A 26,555-nucleotide genomic window follows, 5' to 3' on the forward strand; every position below is an offset into this window, starting at 1 on the left:
TTTACTTTACCGCCGTTAGCTGGAACATCTGTGCCATTAGCTTGGATTGTCCAGAGTTCGTCAGTGTTAGCAATTGTTTTATCACCGTATTTAATGCGGTCCCCATCTTTCTTGATGGTTGTGTAGTTATCAGGAGTACCTAAGTGGATTTCCTTAGTTTGGATAGAGTCGATGCCTTTGATGTTTTTGTTCAAACGAACAGTCAATGTATCTGTACCATCAGCAGTAACAGCGATGTTGCCTGCAGCAGATGCAAATGTAGCTTCTTCAGCTTTAGAAACGCCTTCGCCTTTGATTTTTACAAGGGATCCAAGTTTTTGTTTATTTTCCACTTCATTGTTGCCAGTGAAACGTAAACCGTCATCCAATGTAGCCACTTCGTGTTTGTTGTTGTTTTTGTCTTCATAAACGATACGAGTGATACCATCTTTGCCATTTAGACCTGGTTGGCCATTTTCAGCTTTCATAGTAAGACCGTCTTTACCGTCCTTACCATTGAGGCCGATAGAACCATCTTTACCATTGATAACAACGGAAGAACCATCTTTACCGTTTACGCCGATTCTACCATCAACACCGTCTTTGCCATCTTTACCAAGTTTGATGTCATCAGACAATGCATAGTTGTAAGTATGATCGCCAGTTACTTTATCAACGATTTGTTCTACAGTTAAGTTTTTACCAGCACCGAAGTTTACAGTTGTGCCAGGTTTAACGATTGTTGCAGTATGGTTATTTACTGTGTTACCAGAAACATCACCTTTCCAACCGGAATTGTTGATTGTATCAACTACAGTTTTAACTGTTGCGATACCATCTTTACCATCTACGCCTGGTTTGCCGTCAACGCCGTCTTTCACCTTACCGATTGTTACGTCGTATTTAACAATACCATCTGCATCAACGGATGCTTTCGTATAGTTACCATCAATGAAGTTCAAACCTTTATCCAAGGATACAGTTTGAGCATTTTGGTTATTCGCTTTATACGTGATGGCATTACCACCTGTAGGCAAGTTGCTTAAATCGATAACGGCTGTTTTATTGATTTTCTTATCATTGCCGTCAACATATTCCAATGTAACAGTTTTATCCGCGTTTACAGTATAACGTGTATCTCTAACGTGAATATCATTAGCTTTGGAAATTGTCTTAACGTCGCCGATGTTAGCACCGTTTGTATCATCAGTGGAGTTGTTGTTTACGATACCAGATTTAAGGTTCGTAATGTTGTTACCACCCATGTTCACGTTACCGCCGTCGAATTTGAATTCGTTGCCACCGATTGTGAAAGTAGCAGGGCCACCGTTTTTAATTGTGTTGATGTTGTTCAAGTCTTTAGCCAAACCGATGTTGATTTCGCTGTTGCCATCAGCACCTTGGGTGATGCTTGTTTTGATGTTAGAGGAATCATATTCGGAATCAGCTTTAGCGCCTGTACCTTTAACAGTTACTTTGGAGCCAAGTTTATTTTTCTTTTCGCCACCGGAGTTAGCGTCGAAACGTAAACCGTCATCCAATGTAGCTACTTCGTGTTTGTTGTTGTCATGATCTTCGTAAACAATGCGAGTTACGCCGTCAGCGCCTTTTTCGCCTTTCATAGTAAGACCGTCTTTGCCGTCCTTACCATTGAGACCGATGGAGCCGTCTTTACCGTTGATGACAACGGAAGAACCATCTTTACCGTTTACGCCGATTTTACCGTCAACGCCGTCTCTACCATCTTTACCAATCTTGATATCGTTAGCCAAGTCGAATTCAACTTTAGCGCCGTCGTTGTTGCTAGTTTGTTTTACAGTCAAGTTCTTGCCTGCTGCCATTTCAACTGTTTTACCATCAGAGATAGTTTTTGCAGCTGTTTCAGAATCAGCAGTTGTGTTACCTGTGGATTTCACATTCCATACGGATTGTGCAGCACCAGGAGCCACATGCAAGTCGTAAGTTACTTGGTTACCGTTTTCAGTTTTGTTAACTGTTACGGAATTATCGTTAGATGTAACAACTGTACGAGCATCTTTCAATTGTTTTACGTTAACTGCGTCTGTATCGTTTACGCCAGCTTTCACATTAGTAATGTTCAAGTTACCAGCGTTGATACCAGTCTTAACGATGGATGGGCCACCAGAGATAGTCAAACCATTGTTGTTAACTACAGTATCGCCGATTGTTAAGGAACCGGATGGAGTTAAGTTAACTTCTTTGGACAATTGAACTTTCAACTTGCCATCTACGTTGTTCACGCCGATGTTGTTGTCAGTCAATTTGGACTTATCTGCACCACCAACAACGTCCATAGTTTCGTTCAATTTCTTAGCGATAACTTTGGATTTATCAGCACCTTGTGCATCGTCGCCAGCATATTTCATGCCGTCATCCAATGTAGCCACTTCGTGTTTATCGTTGTTGTGGTCTTCGTATACGATACGAGTGATACCGTTCGTACCATTTTTACCGTCTACGCCATCTTGACCTTTTTCACCGCGGATAGTAAGACCATCTTTGCCGTCCTTACCATTTAAGCCGATAGAGCCGTCTTTACCGTTGATCACAACAGCGGAGCCGTCTTTACCGTTTACGCCGATTTTACCATCGATGCCATCTCTACCGTCTTTGCCAACCTTGATGTCATTGGACAATGCATATGTATATGTTTGTTCACCAGTTGCATTATCGATATTTTGAGCAATTGTCAAGTTATCGCCTGCTGCGTAGGACACAGTTTTGCCATTACCTACAGCTGTTACAGCGTGATTACCAACTACATTGCCTTTTGCATCAGTGGAGAAGGAATAACCATCTTTGATTTGATCAGCCAAACCGGACAAATCGATTTTTGCAATTGTACCAGCTTGGTTAGCACCGTTGCCATCGTTGTATTTCAATGTTACGGATTTATCTGCTGTGTTGTATGCATATGTTGCAGTTGTTTCACCAGTACGATCAGATGTAGTAGGCGCAATGTGCAAGTCGTTAGCTTTGGAAATTGTCTTAACGTCGCCGATGTTAGCACCGTTTGTATCATCAGTGGAGTTGTTGTTTACGATACCAGATTTAAGGTTCGTAATGTTGTTACCACCCATGTTCACGTTACCGCCGTCGAATTTGAATTCGTTGCCACCGATTGTGAAAGTAGCAGGGCCACCGTTTTTAATTGTGTTGATGTTGTTCAAGTCTTTAGCCAAACCGATGTTGATTTCGCTGTTGCCATCAGCACCTTGGGTGATGCTTGTTTTGATGTTAGAGGAATCATATTCGGAATCAGCTTTAGCGCCTGTACCTTTAACAGTTACTTTGGAGCCAAGTTTATTTTTCTTTTCGCCACCGGAGTTAGCGTCGAAACGTAAACCGTCATCCAATGTAGCTACTTCGTGTTTGTTGTTGTCATGATCTTCGTAAACAATGCGAGTTACGCCGTCAGCGCCTTTTTCGCCTTTCATAGTAAGACCGTCTTTGCCGTCCTTACCATTTAAGCCGATGGAGCCGTCCTTACCGTTGATCACAACGGAGGAACCATCTTTACCGTTTACGCCAATTTTACCGTCAACGCCGTCTCTACCATCTTTACCAATCTTGATATCGTTAGCCAAGTCGAATTCAACTTTAGCGCCGTCGTTGTTGCTAGTTTGTTTTACAGTCAAGTTCTTGCCTGCTGCCATTTCAACTGTTTTACCATCAGAGATAGTTTTTGCAGCTGTTTCAGAATCAGCAGTTGTGTTACCTGTGGATTTCACATTCCATACGGATTGTGCAGCACCAGGAGCCACATGCAAGTCGTAAGTTACTTGGTTACCGTTTTCAGTTTTGTTAACTGTTACGGAATTATCGTTAGATGTAACAACTGTACGAGCATCTTTCAATTGTTTTACGTTAACTGCGTCTGTATCGTTTACGCCAGCTTTCACATTAGTAATGTTCAAGTTACCAGCGTTGATACCAGTCTTAACGATGGATGGGCCACCAGAGATAGTCAAACCATTGTTGTTAACTACAGTATCGCCGATTGTTAAGGAACCGGATGGAGTTAAGTTAACTTCTTTGGACAATTGAACTTTCAACTTGCCATCTACGTTGTTCACGCCGATGTTGTTGTCAGTCAATTTGGACTTATCTGCACCACCAACAACGTCCATAGTTTCGTTCAATTTCTTAGCGATAACTTTGGATTTATCAGCACCTTGTGCATCGTCGCCAGCATATTTCATGCCGTCATCCAATGTAGCCACTTCGTGTTTATCGTTGTTGTGATCTTCGTATACGATACGAGTGATACCATCTTTACCGTTCACACCAGGTTGACCGTCTTTTGCTTTCATAGTAAGACCGTCTTTGCCGTCCTTACCATTTAAGCCGATGGAACCATCTTTACCGTTAATCACAACAGAGGAACCATCTTTACCGTTTACACCGATTTTACCGTCAACGCCATCTCTACCGTCTTTGCCAACCTTGATGTCATTGGACAATGCATATGTATATGTTTGTTCACCAGTTGCATTATCGATATTTTGAGCAATTGTCAAGTTATCGCCTGCTGCGTAGGACACAGTTTTGCCATTACCTACAGCTGTTACAGCGTGATTACCAACTACATTGCCTTTTGCATCAGTGGAGAAGGAATAACCATCTTTGATTTGATCAGCCAAACCGGACAAATCGATTTTTGCAATTGTACCAGCTTGGTTAGCACCGTTGCCATCGTTGTATTTCAATGTTACGGATTTATCTGCTGTATTGTAGGAATAAGATGTAGTTGTTTCACCAGCACGATCGGATGTAGTAGGTGCAATGTGCAAGTCATTAGCTTTAGAAATTGTCTTAACGTCGCCGATATTAGCACCGTTTGTATCATCAGTGGAGTTATTATTTACGATACCAGATTTAAGGTTCGTAATGTTGTTGCCACCAATACTTACATTACCACCATTGAATGCGAAGTTGTCGCCACCAATTGTGAACGTAGCATTGCCACCGTTCTTAATTGTGTTGATGTTTTTCAAGTCTTTGTTCAATTGAACTTCTAGAGTATCTGTACCATCAGCTTTTACGTTGATATTACCGGCTGCACTCTTAAATGTAGCAGATGTATTTTTATCTACGCCTTCACCTTGTACTTTTACTAAGCTGTTCAATTTTTGTTTGTTCACTGTATCAGTGTTGTTACCAGTGAAGTTCAAACCATCATCTAACGTAGCCACTTCATGTTTATCATGGTTGTTATCTTCATAAACGATGCGAGTGATGCCATCTTTGCCGTTTAAGCCAGGTTGGCCTTTTTCACCTTTAATAGTAAGACCATCTTTGCCGTCTTTACCATTTAAGCCGATGGAACCATCTTTACCGTTAATCACAACGGAGGAACCATCTTTACCGTTTACGCCGATTTTACCGTCAACGCCGTCTCTACCATCTTTACCAATCTTGATATCGTTAGCCAAGTCGAATTCAACTTTAGCGCCGTCGTTGTTGCTAGTTTGTTTTACAGTCAAGTTCTTGCCTGCTGCCATTTCAACTGTTTTACCATCAGAGATAGTTTTTGCAGCTGTTTCAGAATCAGCAGTTGTGTTACCTGTGGATTTCACATTCCATACGGATTGTGCAGCACCAGGAGCCACGTGCAAGTCGTAAGTCACTTGGTTACCGTTTTCAGTTTTGTTAATTGTTACGGAGTTATCGTTAGATGTAACAACTGTACGAGCATCTTTCAACTGTTTAACGTTAACTGCGTCTGTATCATTTACGCCAGCTTTCACATTAGTAATGTTCAAGTTACCAGCGTTGATACCAGTCTTAGTAACGGATGGGCCACCTGTAATTGTTAGGCCACCATTGTTGAGGATAGTGTCGCCAATTTTCAAGGAACCATTTGGAGTTAAATCAACATTGTTGGACAATGCATATGTGTAAGTGTGTTCACCAGTTGCATTATCGATATCTTGTTTTACAGTCAAGTTATCGCCTGCTGCGTAGGACACAGTTTTACCATTGCCAACAGCCGTAACAGCGTGGTTACCAACGACATTGCCTTTAGCATCAGTGGAGAAGGAATAACCATCTTTGATTTGATCAGCCAAACCAGACAAGTCGATTTTCGCAACTGTACCGGATTGTGTAGCACCGTTACCATCGTTGTATTTCAATGTTACAGATTTGCTTGCTGCATCGTAAGCGTAAGATGTAGTTGTTTCACCTTGACGGTTAGATGTTGTAGGAGCAATATGCAAGTCGTTTGCTTTGGAAATACGTTTTACGTCGCCGATATTAGCAGCATTATTGATTACATCGCCACCAGATTTAAGGTTAGTGATGTTTTGGTCACCCATGTTGATAGGGCCATTAGTGATGTTGATGGAGTTAGGACCAAATTCCATTTTTGGACCATTTGTAGTGTTAGAAATGGAATGAATGTCTACTAAGTCTTTGTTCACATCGTATTTAACAACACCTTCAGCATCTACAGAAGCTGTTGTGTTTTTACCGTTTGTGAAGTTCAAACCTTTATCCAATGTAACTGTTTGAGCATTTTGGCCATTCGCTTTGTATGTCAAAGGAATTTGAGTAGCCGCTTTGTTACCATCGAATGTTACTGTGTATGTAGTGTTATGATTTGTTTCATCTTGTACAGGTGTCACAGTGATAGGGTTGTTAGTTGTATTTGTAGTGTTTACAGTTACCGCTTCACGAGCTGCGTCTTTTACGTCGTTACGGGATACGTTTACTTCGTAAGTTGCGCCAGCGTCACCGTATTGGTCACCTGCTTGAGGAGTAACCTTAGCGATATTTGTATCTGTAGAACCTGTTACATTAGCTTTCGCTTTCACTTTTTCAGTAGAAGCAGCTGTAGGTGTTACATTGTCAACGTCTACAGTGTAGATTGTTTTCTTACCACCATCAACAGTATTTTCTGTTACAGATGTAACCTTCGCAGCATTTTTACCGCGAACCTCTACCGTATTGTTCAATTTGCCTTTAGCATCATCGGACAAGTCAACAGCTACGTTACTACCAGATGCAGTTGTCTTGATGTATTGGCCATTGTTAGCACCAACTACGCCAAAGCTCAAGCCACCAGCTTGGTTCAATTTTTGAAGATCAGTAGCACCAGTGTTACCAGTCAAGCCAACTGTGTTATTGAAACCGTTGTTAACGATTTTCAATTGTTCTTCAGTAGCTGCACGACCTTTTGTAGCAAAGTCAGGAGCATCCAACGTTACGTTAGTTAAACCAGTGATGTCACCAACTTTAGCATTCAAGTTAATGTTGTGATCGCCTGCTACGTTAACAGTTTGGTTACCACCGAATACAACTTTGCCGTCGCCAGCGTTGTTTGTGATGGATGTAATGTCGTTTAAATCACCTTCAACGTCTACTTTGAAAGTTTTAACGCCATCGATTTCACGGTTGCTAACCTTTGTATTCTTACCATTTTCCATATTGATGGCTTTTTTAGCAAGATTTTGGATAACTGTTTCGCCACCCTTGTTGATGTTGGAAAGATCTTGTTTAGCAATACCTGTGATAACAGCCTTTTCGTTAGCAACGTCTTGGTTGTTACCGTCAAGGTATGTCATCGTTACTTTGCCGTTTGCATCTACCGCATATTCACCAGGTTTGATGTGGCGTTCGTCAGCACGAACTTTTTTCAATTGGCTTACGTTAACAGCATCGTTATCATTTACGCCAGCTTTCACATTAGTAATGTTCAAATCACCAGCGTTGATGCCAGTTTTAGTAATGGAAGGACCATTGTTAATAGTCAAACCATTGTCAGTGATGTTAGTATCGCCAATTTTCAAGGAACCATCTGGAGTAAGGTCCACATTTTTGTTCAAGGAGAATTCAACAGCCGCATTACCATTGTTATTAGTTTGTTTAATGGTCATGTTTTTGCCGGCTTGCATTTCTACAGTTTTGCCGTCACGAATAGCTTGTTGGCCTTGAGAACCACGAGCCACTGTACCTTCTGTAGCCGTGGATTTCACGTTGAAGGAGCTCATGTCGCCTGTTGGCAAACCGCTCAAGTCGATAACAGCTTTAGGGCCATTTACAGTTTTACCATTACCATCTTGGTATGTTAATGTAACCTTTTTGTTACCGTCTACAGTATATTCAGCTACGTTATTATTAGTACCTGCTGTAGGTGCTATGTGTAAATCGTTAGCTTTGGAAATACGAGTAACATCGCCAATATTAGCAGCGTTATTTTCTACATCGCCACCAGATTTAAGGTTAGTGATGTTGTGATCACCAAGATCTAGGTTGCCACCAGTAACGCTGATGTTGTTATCACCAAAGTGTAATGTAGGACCACCATTATTAGTAATGGATGTAATACCACCAAGATCGCTATTCAAAGAGTATGTATATGTTTGTTCACCAATGGATTGGTTAATGTCTTGTTTAACTGTTAAGTTCTTACCAGCTGCATAGTTAACAGTTTGACCGCTTTCAACTTTAGTTGCTGTAGCAGTACCATCTAATTTACCGCCGTTAGCCTTAGCATTTGTTAAGAAATCGTATTTTGCAGCAGCGTCTGCAGCGTTGATTGTGTATGTAGTACGGCCGTTTACTGTTTTTTCATCAACAGTAACGTTTTTACCAGCTTTCACCATGCCTTTGTCATCAAATGTCAAAGTCAATTTGGAATCCTTTTTACCATCATCTGCAACAGCTGCAGATACACGGCCTTCGCCACGAACGTTCAATTTACCGCCGTCAGCCAAGAAATCGCTAGAACCAGTGTTACCAGTCAATGCAACACCAACGTTTTTCAATTGAGCTACGTTAACAGCATCAGTATCAGCAGTACCAGCAGCAAGACCTGTCAATTGACGAGTCAATGTGTCGCCATTACCGATAGATACAGCAGCAGTTGTTGCAGTTTGTACGTTACCTTTTAAGTTTTTATATTTACGATCATGTGAATCAGATGGGTTGTAACCTAACACACCTTTATCTGTTGTTGTAACAGAGTGATCACCAAGAGCTACGCCGTTAGCGATGTTAGCTTCAGTTTCATTACCCACTGCAACAGCTTCTTGGGCGCTAGCTTTTGCATAACGACCTACAGCAATACCATATTTTCCTTGTGCTTGAGCGCTACCACCTTGTGCGATAGCAGCTTCACCAGTTGCTTGGGAACGCATACCGATAGCAATAGAGTTATCACCTGAAGCAGTAACTCGGTCAGAATTTTTACCACTATTACCAATAGCAATAGAGTTATCACCCGAAGCATCAGCGCGTGCACCAATTACAGTTGCGCCAGATCCTGTGGCATGAGTATCACGACCAATAGCAATTGTATCTAAATGAGTCGCTGTGTTATCTCGACCGATGGCAATTTGAGAATTCTCATTTCGAGTTTCACCAAAGTTTGTACCACCATTTGTGGAGTCCACCATGTTGTTTTTACCAATGGCGATACCGCCCATTGTTTTCGCATCATTGTCTTGACCCATGGTAACAGTGTCTTGCACACGAGATTTATTATTAGTACCAACAGATACGGAATTTTTACCACTAGCTAATGCGCTAGGGCCTACAGCCACGGCATTAGCAGCACCTGTTTCAGCATGCCAGCCCACAGCTACAGCATGACCAACACCAGTTGCATTTGTTTTAGTTGTATCACCGATAGCTACGTCACCATCACCGCTTGCCACTGTAGATGCACCAATAGCTGTAGCCCATTCGCCTTTAGCTGTATTGAAAGCACCTACTGCAGTAGCACGACTACCTAATGCATCATTAAAGTTACCGATGGCTAATGAATAAGCACCAGCTGGTTTAGGTGTAGTTACATTGGAACCATGTGTCCAATTTTGGTTATTGTACGCACCAATAGCAATAGAGTGGTCACCACTAGCATTACTTTTATTACCGATAGCAACAGATGTATCACCAGTCGCTTCATTGCCAGCACCAATGGCTGTAGCAGCTCCATTTGTTGCTGTGTTTTCATTACCTACAGCTAATGCAGAATTACCTTTAGCTGTATTATTAGCACCAAGAGCCGTAGTGCCATTTTGATCATCCGTTGTGTTTTGGTAACCGACAACGATAGAATTAACACCAACACTATTATTTGGTTTAGCGTTAGCTGCAATATTAATACGACTACCTTCAGTATTTACACTGCCATCAAAACTTGTGAACGCATCTACAGGCGTACCCATTTGTGCGCCAACGCCAACAAGCGCTAAACCAGCCAATACGCTAGCTAGGACTTTCTTTTTGCCGCTATTATTTTTCGCAATCTCAGGTACTACAACGTAGCACTCTTTGGATTTGCTCCAAACGACTTTAAAGACCTTGTTCATAAAACCTTTGAACCCCTTTCTCATAAGTACATATAAATGTAACTTTTACACTTTAGTTCACTTCATGAAGAGTGGCTTTCCTCTCATTCACACACACTTCATATAGGATAATTCAATAATATCAATTTATTAATTAATTGTAAATACTTTTTCACCTATTTATTTAATGAAATTTTATATTTTAGATGAAAATAAACTGAAATTTATACCTATGTGTAAAAACAAACGCATTTACAAGAAAGTGCATTATATCAATGTTTATAGCTATATTTTAGCTATCATCTTCATATTTTTTTCATACAACTTCCCACTCTTTTTAGTTTATAATTTTGTTAAATAATGAAAATAAGAGCATCTTACAGATATAAACACCAATCTATCATCCATAAATTTTATAAACAGTTATATGCCAAAGAAGCAATAAAGTACTGGGTTTTACGTTATTCAAATAATTCATTTAATTAAATAATAGACCTATATTATTAATGATTAATTAATATATTCAACATCTCACTACTTAAGTACAAATAAGACAAATGCAGCTCCCATACAACGTAAGATGCTCATATATGCACAAAAAAACGCCCACACATCGTGTGAGCGTCTTTTTATAGGCCCCCAATACAATTAAAGGGGGGGAATTGTGAGAGTCATAATGAGGGCCATATGTGATTATAATTGTATCTACTAGTATTATTTACTAATAGCGTCACGCAAATTTACTTTACGGGATTGAGGTTGATCGACAGGTGCTTTTGCAATCGCTGCACGAAGATCCACTTCATGATCTTCACCAGCAACTGGTTCTTCACTTGCCTTATTTTTCACCGTTTGTTTAGCGGCGAACCAAATTGTGTCGTTCATGTAGTGACGAAGTTCGTCATTGTTTACATGTTCTTGGTCATGAGCCATGATATCCAAAATAGAATCTTCCAAAGCAGTCGCTTCTTCGTCAGTCATAGGACCGCCGATTTTCTTTTGCTCTTGGATTACTGCATTAATTTGGTCTACCATACCACGAAGTACATTGTATCCGTAGCTATTAGTGAAACCATCTTGTTCATTATATTTTGGCATATCAAAGTATTCATATTCATTTTTGTTGCGGTTTTCACCGTTCCAGTTCATGAACACTTCTTGACCATGCACACGACCGATGGAATGTGTACGGAAATAGTCAGCATAATTATGTTTATCATAAGAATGTAACCATTTTACGTCCGCTTTAGTTAATTGTTCGTGATTATCGCGTTTAACCTTAGCTTTTGCAATGTTTACCTCTGCATTTTGCCAAGCTTTCACATAATCATGAACAGCAGCCACGGTTTGTGGACTTGCTACAGGAACGAGTACAACAGAACCAAGTTGTGGCGTCATTACCGGGTTTTTAACAATTAATACATCATCATATGTTGGTGCGCTAGCTGCGTGACCAGTAAGGGATGCAGCGCTCATAAATATTGCTGCTGTGAAAGCAAGCATTGTAGATTTTTTCATATCTATTCCTCTTTTCTTAGTCGAATCAAAAGGGATGCGAGGATTCTCATTGATGAGAACCCTCATCCCAGCGTCTGTGAAAGTTTAACGTTTCAAATTATAAACCTAGTTTTGCCATCATTGCAGCAATTTGAGCTTTCATTTGTTCATTTTCTGCTTTCAAATCAGATACTTCGCCTTTTAATCCGGCATTTTGAGCTTTCATAGCTGCCATTTCTTGTTGCATTGCATAGGCGGAACTGATAGGGCCTTTGCGGTAACGATCTGCTACAGCAGCTTCGCTATCACGGTTGCCAACTTTCCAAGTTACACCAGCGTTTGCCATCATGTGGCTAGAGCCACCAGCCCAGGATACACCACCATGGATTAATGTAGATTCATTTTTGTAATGAGCTACGCCAAGAGCCACTGCGGAGTTACCACGGTAGTTACCATAACCAGCCATGATTTGAGTTGGTTCCAATGGATCGTATTGGATAGGTTTCAATGCGGAGAGAGCTGCGCCTTGAGCACCTACACGACCTACTTCTTCGCCAAGTTGATCAACACGTGGATCCGCACCTGGAACACCAGTTACAGACAAGTCGTAAACTGGAGCACCATCAGCATCTATAGTTACAGGTTTAATAGTAACCGAATGATCAGAAGATTTAACTTTAGTTAATTGACCAACAGTTGCAACATCGGATTTAGCCGTACCAGGAGCAACATTCACAATTTTATTGTTATGTGTACCATCGCCCATGCTTAGGTTACCACCGGTGATAGCGATATCACCAGCATTGAAGTTCATAACAGGACCAGATGTTGGGTTGTTTCTGATGGAATTGATATTTGCTAGATCTTTATTCATCTTAACAGTCAATGTATCATGACTATCAGCTACAACAGCAATGTTACCAGCTGCAGATGCAAAGTCTTTATTATTAGCTTTCAATGTATGAGTTGTAGCATCCTCTGTTACACCTTCACCTTGAACTTTAACAAGAGTGTTCAACTTATGTTTATTTTCAACAGAAGTATTGTTACCAGTGAATTTCAAGCCATCATCATGAGTTGCTACTTCATGATCGTTACCATCTTTATCTGCGTATACGATACGAGTGATACCATCAGTACCATTTAAGCCAGGTTTGCCTTCTTTAACAGTAATATCTGCTTTCGTATTTGCACCATCTTTACCAGCAGCGCCAGTTAAACCAATGTGACCGATACCGTCTTTACCGGAGATAGATACAGCATCTTTGCCGTCTTTACCGATAGAAACTTTACCGTCAAGGCCATTCGCACCATCTTTACCAGTGATGGATACACCGTCTTGACCGTCAACACCATCTTTACCTGGAACGCTAACGGATTGTAAACCTTTAAGGTTTTTATTAAGACCAATTTCAACAGTTGTATTACCAGTTGTTGGATCTTGTGTAATGTTAGTTCTAATGTTATCAGTGTTGTATTTATCTGCAAAGTTTTCGCCAGTACCGAGAGCGCCTGTACCAGCAATAGTTACTTTAGAACCAAGTTTGTTTGTCTTAGGATCTCCGTTATTTGCATCAAATACAAGACCTTTGTCGATAAGAGCATCAGATGTAGATTTGAGGTCAGTTACATTAACTGCACCATTCTTAGCATTAGGATCATTAGCGGCTGTATTAATCTTATCTAAGAATGTAGTACCAGTTTTATCAGCGATAGAAGAACCAACATTATTCAACTTCATAGGAGTAGTTGTAGATTTATCAGCATTGTTCATAGATGCGATAACTTCATTTGCTGGAACAACTTGACCACTTCCATCAATGTTTGTTGTGAAAGTACCATTTGGTTGTAAGTAAACTTTAGTGCCATCTTCCTTAGTATACACAACAGGAGTTTGTGCATTATTTACAACACCTTGGTTATTGATAGTGATGTCATATTGGTGACCTTTAGTTGCATCATAACCAGGTTGACCAGCAACATTTTTGTCTACTACTTTAATGGAGCTATCAGAAGATGTAACAGTTGTAACATTATCTTTCAATTGTTTTACGTTTACTGCATCAGTATTATCTGTGCCAGCTGCAACGTTAGTAATTTTGTTACCACCATTATCAAGACCTTGGTTAGTCAACTTAACATCAGTTGTAGTTGTACCAGGAGTTGTAGGAGCTTTAATAGTAATGCCATCGTTATTTACAACAGTATCACCCATTGTTACAGAGCCATCTTTAGTAAGGTTGAGATCTTTATTCATCTTAACTGTTAAAGTGGTACCGCCATCTGCTACAACTGCGATGTTGCCTGCTGCAGATTTGAACTCTTGGCCATTAACTTCTAATTTACCAGATGTTGCATTTTCAGTAACACCTTCACCTTGAACTTTCACAAGAGAATTCATTTCTTGTTTATTTTCTTTAGAAGTATTGTTACCAGTAAAACGCAAGCCATCATCCATAGTAGCTACTTCACGTTTAATAACGTTGCCATCAGTATCTTTCAATGGATTACCTTGAGAATCTTTTGGTACGTATACGATACGTTCAGATTTGTCATTGTTGTGAGCTTCTGGTTTAACAAGTGTTTGTGTGCCATGATCTGTGGAAATATCAATATTAGCACCAGGTGTACCAGGAGTACCTGCAGGACCTTGAGGGCCTTGAGGACCTGTTAAACCAATATGACCTACGCCATCTTTACCAGAAATGGATACAGCATCTTTACCGTCTTTACCAGAGATACCAACTTTACCATCGATACCATTTGTACCAGGAGTGCCTGTAGCACCTTGAGGACCAACGATAGTTACGCCATCTTTACCAGGTTGACCATCTTTACCATTTACAACAACTTTGTCTAAGTTAGTAAGATCTTTATCCAAGCTAAATGTATACGTTTGAGTTTTGTTAGTAGCATCGATATCTTGTTTTACAGTCAAGTTTTTGCCTGCTGCAAAGTTAACAGTACCACCACTTTCAACAGCTGTTGCCGCTGCAGGAGTTGTAGCATCATTTGCTACTTTACCACCATTAGCAGTTGCATTAGCTTTGAAGCCGTAGTTATTACCGCCAGCTGGAATATTCAAGTCGGAGAAGTCGATAACTGCTTTAGGACCAGTAACTGCCTTACCATTACCATCGTTATAATTTAATGTAACTTTCTTAGTCGTTGCATCGTATTTGTATACAGCAGTAGTACCAGTTACTGTACCACCTAAATCTTCTGTAGTACCTTCTGTTGGAGCAATATGCAATTCAGAAGCTTTCAATTCTTTAGCAGCGCTATTCAAGTCAGATACGTTAACAGCAGCATGTTTAGTTAAGTTATCACCAGCAGCTGTTTCTAAACGTTGTAAATATGTAGGGCTAGTAATTACCGTGCCTGCAGTATCTTTCGCTTCATGACCACTAATAGCAGAACCAATGTTATTAACAATCATTGTGCCACCAGTTGTTGCACCTGGTGTAGTACCATTAGCTGGTGTTTCAAAGGATGCAATCACTTCATTAGCATTAACTGGTGTACCATTGCCATCAGCACTTGTATTCCAAGTTACTGCACCTGTAGTAGGATCTACAATTTTGTAAACCTTAGTACCATCAGCTTTAGTGTAAACAGCTGGAGTTACAGCGTTAACAGTGTAAGTTGTACGACCTGTTGTACCATCAGATGTGGATGTAACAGTTACATTGTCGCCAGCTTTTACAATAGTACCAAGTTTAGTAATTTCTTTCTTACCATCATTTGTGATGTTGGAAAGATCAGATTTAGCAACGCCTTTGATTTTTGCAAATGTATTTGCTTTTTCAGCACCATTGCCATCAGTGTATGTCAATGTTACTTCATCGTTTTTAGCATTGCCATCTTTATCTGTTGCACCAACTTCATATGTACCAGGTGTGATGTGTAATTCATCAGCAAGGTTAGCTACTTTATTCACAGTAGCATTACCACCAGGTGTAGTACTTGGAGTAGTGATAGTAATGTGATCACCATCAGTCTTAATTGTCTTACCACCAAGTTCAACACTGTTCAACCCTGTAAGGTCTTTTGCTAATTGAATATTCAAGGCAGTATTGCCAGTTGTAGCATCAGGAACAGATGTAACACCGATGTTATTACCAGTAGCTAATTTATTTGTATCTGTAATGCCACCTTTAACATCAACTTGTTTATTGAGTTTAACAGCACCTACAGTACCCATATCGCCACCGAATTTGAGGCCATCGTCCATAGTTGCTACTTCACGTACGATGTTCTTGTTATCAGCACCTTTAATAGGGTTGCCACTAGCATCTTTTGGAACATATACGATACGTTCAGCTTTGTCAGCATCACCATTATGAGCAGGATCACGGTTGATAAGAACTTGTTCACCTTTAGCAGATGTAATAGAGATATCTGCACCATTACGGCCATTGATACCATCTTTACCATCTTGACCTTTAGGACCAGTCATACCGATGGAACCGTCTGCACCATTGATAACTACGGAAGAACCATCTTTACCAGTTGCACCAACAGAGCCATCTTTACCATTCACGCCATCTTTACCAGCTACGATGTTATCAGATAGAGCGAATTCAACTTTAGCACCATCAGTTGTAGTGTCTTGTTTAACAGTAAGGTTTTTACCTGCTACCATTTCAACAGTTTTTTGGTCGGAAATGGTAACAGCGTTAGCATTATGACCAGTTGCTGTAGCACCACCATTAGCAGTGTCTGCAGAGGATTTAATATTCCAGGAAGATGCTGTACCACCAGTTGCTGCCGCACTGATTGTGTAGATATCGTGACCGTCAGTACCTTGTGTCTTACTAACTGTAACATTTGCACCTTGTTTTACTTCTGTACGCAAACCTTTGATTTGGCTGTAGTTTACAGCATCAGTATCATTGGTACCAGGAGCCAAGTTTACAATCTTATTATTTGTTGTGCCATTGCCCATGGACAAGTTGCCACCAGTAATTTGTACTGCAGGTGTATTATTAGTGCCACCTGGATTGCTGTTAAGAGTGATAGAGGAATTACCATTAGAAATAGAGTTAATACCTTTCAACTCTTTAGCTAAACCAACGTTGATTGTTGTGTTACCATCAGTTCCTTGTTCAATCTTAGTTCTAATATTATCTGTATTGTATTCATCAGCATATGCTTTACCCGCAGTTAAAGCACCAGAACCTTGAACTGTTACTGTAGAACCTAGTTTATTTGTTTTAACGCCGCCTTCATTAGCGTTAAATTTCAAACCTTTATCTGTCAAGCCATCAGCTGTGTTCTTCAAGTCAGATACGTTTACTGCTGCATTTGGAGTTGCAGTGTTAGCAGCATCTAACTTAGTCAAGAAAGAATCACCTGCATTACCAGCGTTTTTAATAGCAGAACCAACGTTGTTAACGATGGAATTACCACCAGTTACATTACCAGCTGCATCTTGGATGGATGTAATAACATCAGCTGCAGCTACTTCTGTACCATCATCTTTATGGAATTTACCATCTTTATCCTTAGTTAGCTTGTTACCATTTTTATCTGTATAAACAGCAGGTGTTACTGCATTGATAGTCATAGAGCCATCGGCAGTAGCAGGAGTTGTGATAAGGATATTTTCGCCAGCTTTTACATTAACCTTGCCATTTACAGGAGCAACATCAGTACCATTACCTTGGATTGTCCAGATATCGTCAGTAGTTGCTACTTTCTTAGTATCTGTAGTACCAGGTGTTGTGTATTCAATACGGTTATCACCAGTATTATAAGTAATATTAGTTGTGCCACCAGGTGTTGTATGATCGCCTAATTCAACAGTCTTAGTTTGAACAGAATCTAAACCTTTAAGATTTTTATTCAACTTAACAGTTAATGTATCACCATTATTCGCTTCTACTGCGATATTATCTTTAGCAGATTCGAATTTAGTACCATCAGAAGTTTGGATTTCTTTAGCACCAGCTGCATTAGTACCTTCTTTAGTACCTTCACCTTGAACTTTTACAAGTGTATTAAGTTTATGGCTATTTACAGTAGATTCATTGTTACCAGTGAATTTCAAGCCATCGTCCATAGTGGCTACTTCACGTTTAATTGTATTGCCATCAGTATCCTTCAATGGATTACCTTGAGAATCTTTTGGTACGTATACAATACGTTCAGATTGGTTATTATTGTTAGCTTCTGGTTTAACAAGTGTTTGTATGCCATGATCTGTGGAAATATCAATATTAGCACCAGGTGTACCAGGAGTACCTGCAGGACCTTGAGGGCCTTGAGGACCTGTTAAGCCGATGTGGCCTACACCATCTTTACCAGAAATAGATACAGCATCTTTACCATCTTTGCCAGAGATACCAACTTTACCATCGATACCGTTAGTACCAGGAGTACCAGTAGCACCTTGTGGTCCAATAATTGTTACACCGTCTTTACCAGCAATACCATCTTTGCCATTAACAACAACTTTATCCAAGTTTGTTAAATCTTTATCCAATGCATAGTTAATAGTTGTATTACCATTACCATCATTAGTTTGTTTAACAGTCATGTTACGACCAGCTTGGAAATCAACAGAGTTTTGATTTCCAATTACTTGGCTATCGTTACCAGCATGTTTACCTACTTCAGAACCTGCAGTTGTATTTTCCGCAGATGTTTTAGCAGTCCAAGTAGAAGCTGTTGTACCGCCAGTATTCAAAGCAGAGAAGTCGATAACTGCTTTTGTATCAGTTACTGCTTTACCATTGCCATCATTGTATGTCAATGTAACTTTCTTAGTAGCTGCATCATATTTATATACATTTTCAGTACCTGCTGTATTAAGTTCACCACCTTTAACTTCAGTGGAACCAGATTTCACTGCAGTTGGAGCAATATGAAGTTCATTTGCTCTCAATGCTTCAGCAGTATTATGAAGGTCAGATACGTTAACCGCTGCATTCTTAACATTAGAACCAGCATCAGCAGCTGCTTTCAATTTATCCAAATATGTAGCAGTTTGACCTGCAGGCATTGTTGGGGTTTGGTTTTTAATAGCAGAACCAATGTTGTTAACAATCATGCCACCATCAGTTGTACTATTTTTACCTGCCGGAATGCTGTTAGCGTTTGGATTTTCAAAGGATGTAATGATATCCCCACCAGTATATTCGGAACCATCCGCCTTGTAGAACTTACCATCAGATTTTTTAGTTAATTTTTCACCATCTGGAGTTGTGTAAACAGCAGGTGTTACAGCGTTTACAGTGTAAGTTGTTCGACCTGTTGTTGCATCAGAGCTTTCAGATACATTGACATTATCGCCAGCTTTTACAATAGTGCCAAGTTTAGTAATTTCTTTCTTACCAGCATTTGTGATGTTGGAAAGATCATTTTTAGCAATGCCTTTAATAACTGCTTTTTCACCAGCAACAGCGTTATTATTACCATCAAGGTATGTCATAGTTACATCGCCATTGCTATCAACAGTGTATTCACTGCCATTAGTTGTAGGTTTGATGTGACGTTCAGCAGCTTTTACAGCATATAATTGAGAACCGTTAACTGCATCAGTGGATGTAGCATTTACATCGCCAGCTTTAACGTTCACAATCTTGTTGCCGCCGTTATCAAGACCGGATTGAGTCAAGGTAACATTAGTTGTTGCACCACCAGTAGGCGCTGTGATTGTTACACCACTGTTATCTACCTTGGTGTTACCTGTTGTTACAGAACCATCTTTAGTAAGATCAATAGTCTTAGCCAATTGAACTTTCAACTTGCCGTTGTCGTTATTAACACCGATGTTATTGTCAGTCAAGTTATTACTATTAGCACCGCCAATAATATCTACGGTATTGTTAAGTTTCTTAGCAATTACTTTAGATTTATCAGTACCTTGTGCATCATCACCAGCGAATTTCAAGCCATCGTCCATAGTGGCTACTTCACGTACAATGTTCTTGCCATCAGCACCTTTAATAGGGTCGCCATTAGCATCTTTTGGAACATATACGATACGTTCTGCTTTGTCAGTATCAGCATTATGAGCTGGGTCACGGTTTACAAGAACTTGTTCACCTTTAGCAGATGTCATGGAGATGTTAGCACCATCACGGCCATTGATGCCATCTTTGCCGTCTTGGCCTTTAGGACCAGTCATGCCGATAGAGCCGTCTGCACCATTGATAACTACGGAAGAACCGTCTTTACCAGTTGCACCAACAGAACCATCTTTACCATTCACGCCATCTTTACCAGCTACGATGTTATCAGATAGAGCTAATTCAACTTTAGCACCATCAGTTGTAGTGTCTTGTTTAACAGTAAGGTTTTTACCTGCTACCATTTCAACAGTTTTTTGGTCGGAAATGGTAACAGCGTTAGCATTATGACCAGTTGCTGTAGCACCACCATTAGCAGTGTCTGCAGAGGATTTAATATTCCAGGAAGATGCTGTACCACCAGTTGCTGCCGCACTGATTGTGTAGATATCGTGACCGTCAGTACCTTGTGTCTTACTAACTGTAACATTTGCACCTTGTTTTACTTCTGTACGCAAACCTTTGATTTGGCTGTAGTTTACAGCATCAGTATCATTGGTACCAGGAGCCAAGTTTACAATCTTATTATTTGTTGTGCCATTGCCCATGGACAAGTTGCCACCAGTAATTTGTACTGCAGGTGTATTATTAGTGCCACCTGGATTGCTGTTAAGAGTGATAGAGGAGTTACCATTAGAAATAGAATTAATATCTTTCAACGCTTTAGCTAAACCAACGTTGATTGTTGTATTACCATCAGAACCTTGTTCAATATTTGTTCTAATATTAGCTGTGTTGTATTCATCAGCATATGCTTTACCAGCAGTTAAAGCGCCAGTACCTTTGACTGTTACTTTAGAGCCAAGTTTGTTAGTTTTTTCATTACCTTCGTTAGCATCGAATCTCAAGCCTTTATCAGTCAAGCCATCAGCTGTGTTTTTCAAGTCAGATACGTTTACTGCTGCATTTGGAGTTGCAGTATTAGCAGCATCTAACTTAGTCAAGAAAGAATCACCTGCATTACCAGCCTTTTTAATAGCAGAGCCAACGTTGTTGATAACCATGTTACCGCCAGTTGTGTTGCCATTGCCATCCATGAAGGATGTGATTACATCACCTTTGTCTACATTATTACCAGCAGCAAGATTACTATTTGTTGTGAAAGTGCCATCTGGACGTTTATACACTTTTGTACCATCAGCTTTAGTATAAACAGCAGGTGTTACAGCGTTTACAGTGTAAGTTGTTCGACCTGTTGTTGCATCAGAGCTTTCAGATACATTGACATTATCGCCAGCTTTTACAATAGTGCCAAGTTTAGTAATTTCTTTCTTGCCTTCATTTGTAATGTTGGAAAGATCATTTTTAGCAATGCCTTTAATAACTGCTTGTTCACCAGTAACAGCGTTATTATTACCATCAAGGTATGTCATAGTTACATCGCCATTACTATCAACAGTATATTCATGGCCAGCAGTTGTAGGCGCAATATGACGTTCAGCCGCTTTTACAGCATGTAATTGGGAACCGTTAACTGCATCAGTGGATGTAGCATTTACATCACCATTAGCAACACCTGTGATTTTGTTGTTAGATACATTAACAGGGCCACCAGAAATAGTGGTACCACCGGTAGTGAATTCGATTTTACCGCCACCGTTGTTTGTAATGGAGGAGATACCTGTTAAAGCACCTTCTACGTTTACTTTATATGGACTAGCCGTTGTACCTGCGCCAGTTACAGTTGTATTTTTACCATCGGCTACTACAGTTTTGCTTCCTGCTGCAGCGTCGATTTCAAAGTATGTTTTACCAGCTGCATCTGTTTTTTGATCTACAGTAACTGCAGAACCAGTTTTAGCTTTCACCAAACCATCGTAATCGAATTTAACATTTACGTTAGCATCTTTACCGTTTGCATCATTTTCGGATACAGTTGTAACACGGTTGTTATCGCCTTTAATGTTCAATTGACCATTGTATGCAAGGAAATCTGCTGCAACTTTGTTTGTGCCGATTGTAGCTGTATTCGTATCAGCACCAACACGAACGCCAACGTTTTTCAATTGTGCTACGTTAACAGCGTCAGTATCTTTATTACCAGCTGCTACGTTGATGATTTGACGTTTTTGAGTATCATTACCAACGGAAACGGCACCAGTATTAATGGAACCAGAATCCCATTGATCATTATGACCCGTCAAATCAGCAGTATATGCACGATTACGAACTTTTGTACCGTCTACGAATTTACTATTAAAACCAGCATTTTCATTAGAATTTGTTGTACGGCTCAACAAGGATCCAGAACCTAGCGCTACGCCGCCTTGTACGCCAGAAACCTGAGCTGTAGCACCAATCGCTGTTGCGTCATACGCACCAGTACCAGTTACAGTAGCACCAAAACCTATAACTTGAGAACGGATATTTTCAGTACCAGATACATTAGCACCGGAGCCAATAGCGATACTTTCACGAGACGCAACAGAAGAACCATGACCAGCTACGAAGCCGTCAGATGCATCTGCATGGGAACCGGAACCTAATACTACGGAATAGTGAGCATTACCATTGGTTTTTGCATCTGGGCCAACAACAACAGCACGATCAGATTCATCACTAACAGTTGCGCCTTCACCAACAGCAATAGCAGAGCCAGCATCATAATAATTACCAGCTACGGCACCACCCGCAGGAGCTGAAGCTGAGTTAATAGTAATTGTTTCTGTATTATAGCCTGCTGGGCTTGGTGTACCATTGGAACCAGAGAATTCATAGTTAGAAGTCGCTTTTTGTGCATTAACCTTTGAGCGTAAACCCATAGCGATAGATGCACGAGCAGCAGCTTCTGCAGCACCACCTTGAGCGATGGAACGGCCACCAGTTGCTTTTGCTTTGAAACCAACTGCTACAGCATAGTCGCCGGCTTCTACGGTACCGCCTGCTGAGGAATTCCCGATAGCAACTGCATAGTCACCATTTGCATTGATACGAGAACCCATTGCAACTGCACCAGTTTTAGTAGATTTTACTTCTCGACCAATAGCGATTGTATCAAGAGACGTAGCTTCATTATCACGTCCAAAAGCTATCTGAAGATTACTTTTATTAGCAGTTGTAGAATCACCTATAGAGGAATCAGCTGTATTATTCAAACCAATAGCAATACCGCCCATAGTATTAGCTGTATTACCATTACCCATAGTAACAGTATCAGCCATATTAGATTTATTTTGTTTACCAATTGCTACAGAAGCACTACCGTTTGCCTTAGATTGATAGCCAATAGCAGTTGCAAAGTTAGCACTTACAGCTGCTTCGCGACCCATGGCAATGCCACCCCAACCGTTGGCATCAGCTTGTGGGCCAACAGCAATTGCATTAGCTTGGTTTGCTTTAGATTCACGACCCATAGCAATGCTATCGCCAGTGGAATTTGTTTCAGCCTTATGACCGATACTGATGTTATCAGTACCATTTGCCCAGCTTTCACGGCCCACAGCAATAGAGAATCGACCACTACCTCTATCTGTATTAGCTGGATTAGAGTTCGCACGGTTACCAATGGCAATAGAGTCTTCAGCAGAAGCAATAGATACATTACCAATAGCTACAGAAGCACGCCCTGAAGCCGTATTAAATGAACCTACTGCAGTCGCTGCACCACCTGTAGCCTGATTGCCACCACCAATTGCGGTAGTACTGTCCTCTGTAGCAGTATTGCCAAAGCCATAAGCCACATGACCCTTACCTTTGACACCAGTCTTAGTATTGTTATCATACCCCACAACTATCGAGTTTGTACTTACCTTATTCGGACCATAACCAGCAGGAAGATTATCTGGGGCAATATTAACTGCACTATACCTTAGATCTGTATCCGCTTGTACCGGAGTACCCATTTGAGCACCAGCGCCCATAATAGCCAACGTAGCTAATACGCTAGCTAAAACTTTTTTCTTACCACTATTGTTTTTCGCAACTTCAGATACTACAACGTAGCATTCTTTTGTTTTGCTCCAAACAACCTTAAAAATCTTATTCATAGAATCTATGAACCCCCTTTGAAAAAAGACACAATTATAATCCTTATTATTACAATGTTGTTCGATGAGGTTTTTCATGTTTGTGAAAGCCTCAAAACCGAGACATAATACACATTTCATTTATTTCTCATCTTGCGTCATATATAAGATAACAAATATAAAAGTCCTTGTAAATAGTTTTTTCATTTTTCCCTCATATATTTTTATTATTTTATATTTATTTATAAACATTTTATATTTTAACTCAATTTTTATTGATTTTATGGGTATTTTTCTCTCTATATAGACCGTTTATTTTTATAGAATTCGATTTACTACAATAATTATCGATATATGCATTAGTTTTACTTATAAACTATTATCCTATCGTTTTAATAACTTTCATATACATCGATATAGTATAAATCTGCATAAAATAAGGATTTCTATTTTTTAGTCATCTTTTTACTAGCAATACAAATTAACAATTCTAAATAATATAAAACGAAAAAATCGCCCCATACGGGACGATTTATATTAATTATGAAATTTTGTTCATAATCTTATATAGAGAAATCAACTCTATGCTATACTAAACACATATATATCATGATGTAGGAGAGGTTTCTCATGGAAAATATGAACAGCGAGGTACAAGTTATACCCTACTCAAATATTTCTCCTATGATATACTTAAAGAAAATTTGTCTCTTATAAAAGTTATAATATTCATTTCTATTAAAAGATATACATACTAGTCTTTATTGAAAGGTATACACATGAGCCAAAACTCTATTCCCAAGACAGATGCAAAGCAAGCTAAAACACCTAAAAAAGATGAGTTTCCAAAGAAATCAAACACTATACAGCCTCCTATTAATGAGGTGGTGCAAGAAAAGATTGAAGAGCTGAAAGAGTCGTATGACAATTTTCTCTATGTGTCTAAGGCGTTTTCCAACACCAATATCAATTCACTGCAAGCCCGCGCCCGATTATATGGGCTTTCACCAGCACCACTCAAAGGGGCGCGCGTGTTAGAGCTAGGTTCGTCATGCGGGGGCAATATCATCCCACAAGCGCTGTACTATCCAGAGACCACTTTCACGGGCATCGATTTATCGGGCGTACAGATTGAGCACGGCAAGGAATTAATCGAGTCTATGGGTCTCACGAATATTACGTTGCTGGAGAAAAACATCATGGATATCGACGACGATTTCGGCACCTTCGATTACATCATCGTGCACGGCATTTGGTCATGGGTACCGGACATGGTGAAGGACAAAATTCTCAGCATTTGTAATCGCAATCTATCGGACCGCGGCATTGCGTATGTGTCATATAATACGTATCCGGGATGGAAGCGATTAGAACAATTGCGAGATATTATGCTCTATTCGGAAAAGCATGCGCCAACGACGTCCCTACAGGACCGAACGGCGTATACGAAACAGGTGTTGCAGCTCATTCAGGAAACGATGAAGTTGGATGAACGGTCGCGCATGAAATCGAGTTACAAGATTCCTAATATTGACCGTGTCCTTAAGGCCAATGATTACTACGTGGGCCATGAGTATTTAGAGGCCATCAACGATCCGGTATACGTATCGGAATTTGTGAAACGCGCCGAGGCTCAAGGCTGCGCCTATGTAGGCGATGAATGTATGCAGCGCTCCTTTATTACGTGGTTACCGGATGTGACGGTGACGAATATTAAAAAGTTGGCTCAAGATAACCGCGTAGATAAAGAACAGTACTTTGATTATGTGTATGATACACAGTTCCGCATGGCGTTGTTAACGAAACAATCCAACGAAGACCAGATTACGCAAAATGAAACGGTAACTAAGGACATATTGGACGGACTCTATTTCCTCATCACCTTAGATACAGATTTAGGCGTTCCACCGGAATGGACGGATACAGTACACATCGCTATTAAGGAAATGATGGATACGCGATTACCATTCTCTGTACAAGATGTGGTCGCCCATATTGAACATCAGTATCCGGGCTATGAGATCGATATAGATAAGCTTTATACGCGCTTGTTCTTATTAGTGGTTATCGGACAACTCTATACCTTTGGTGAACGCTATGAACACCTACCATTCAAGGAAAATGAAACCTACATTCCTCAACGGTTCATCGACTATATTGCGACCCTCATTGAAAAGGATGGCAATCAGTATATGACGACATCAAACATGTATAATCAAATAGACTATGACGTGGACCATGGCGTGTTATACATTATGCGTCTCTTAACAAAACCAACTACAAAAGAAAAACTCATAGAAGATCTAGATGTGAATGTGACCGTCGAACGGACAACGAAAGACGGTCAACAGTACCGCGTTCCATCGGAACAATACTTAGATGAAGTATTGCATCATTTACAAGTATTGGGGTTCTTTAGGAAAAAATAACATAGATACAACAAAGGGGCTGTAACTAGAGTGCGGTAAAACCACATTCTGTTACAGCCCCATTGTGTTTGTATTTTAAACTCTTATTATCAATCTAATATTAACAAGAATTTCTACTTACTGTCTATCTACTGTCTATCTACTGTCTATTTAATATCTATTGCCTATCTATTATCATAAACAGATAAAAACAGCAGCTAGTTAGCCCTCAAAAGGGCTGATAGCTGCTGTTTTTCATTACTTATCTAGTTAGTATCAATGAATATTCATATGCTATATTAATACTATTTT

General features: G+C 40.0%; 4 protein-coding genes. 1 reads left to right on the forward strand and 3 read right to left on the reverse strand.

What is annotated here, in order from left to right; translation table 11 throughout:
- The 3 genes from RYP29_RS03265 to RYP29_RS03275 form a co-directional block, all read right to left on the reverse strand.
- On the reverse strand, positions 1-10,319 hold a 10,319-nt coding region (locus tag RYP29_RS03265; RefSeq protein ID WP_311532235.1), incomplete at its 3' end, for an ESPR-type extended signal peptide-containing protein.
- Between the two features lie 693 nt (positions 10,320-11,012).
- On the reverse strand, positions 11,013-11,816 hold the full coding sequence (locus tag RYP29_RS03270; protein ID WP_311532237.1) for a hypothetical protein: 804 nt from the start codon (positions 11,814-11,816) through the stop codon (positions 11,013-11,015).
- A gap of 97 nt (positions 11,817-11,913) precedes the next feature.
- Entirely contained in the window at positions 11,914-23,856 is an 11,943-nt protein-coding gene (locus tag RYP29_RS03275; protein ID WP_311532239.1) for an ESPR-type extended signal peptide-containing protein, read from the reverse strand.
- Positions 23,857-24,614: 758 nt separating this feature from the next.
- Between RYP29_RS03275 and RYP29_RS03280 the strand changes: the two genes are divergently transcribed.
- A complete protein-coding gene (locus tag RYP29_RS03280) occupies positions 24,615-26,264 on the forward strand; it encodes a methyltransferase regulatory domain-containing protein (protein ID WP_311532241.1) in 1,650 nt (549 codons plus the stop codon).
- The last annotated feature ends 291 nt before the right edge of the window (positions 26,265-26,555 follow it).

It is taken from the genome of uncultured Veillonella sp., from assembly GCF_963534045.1.
GTDB lineage: Bacteria > Bacillota > Negativicutes > Veillonellales > Veillonellaceae > Veillonella.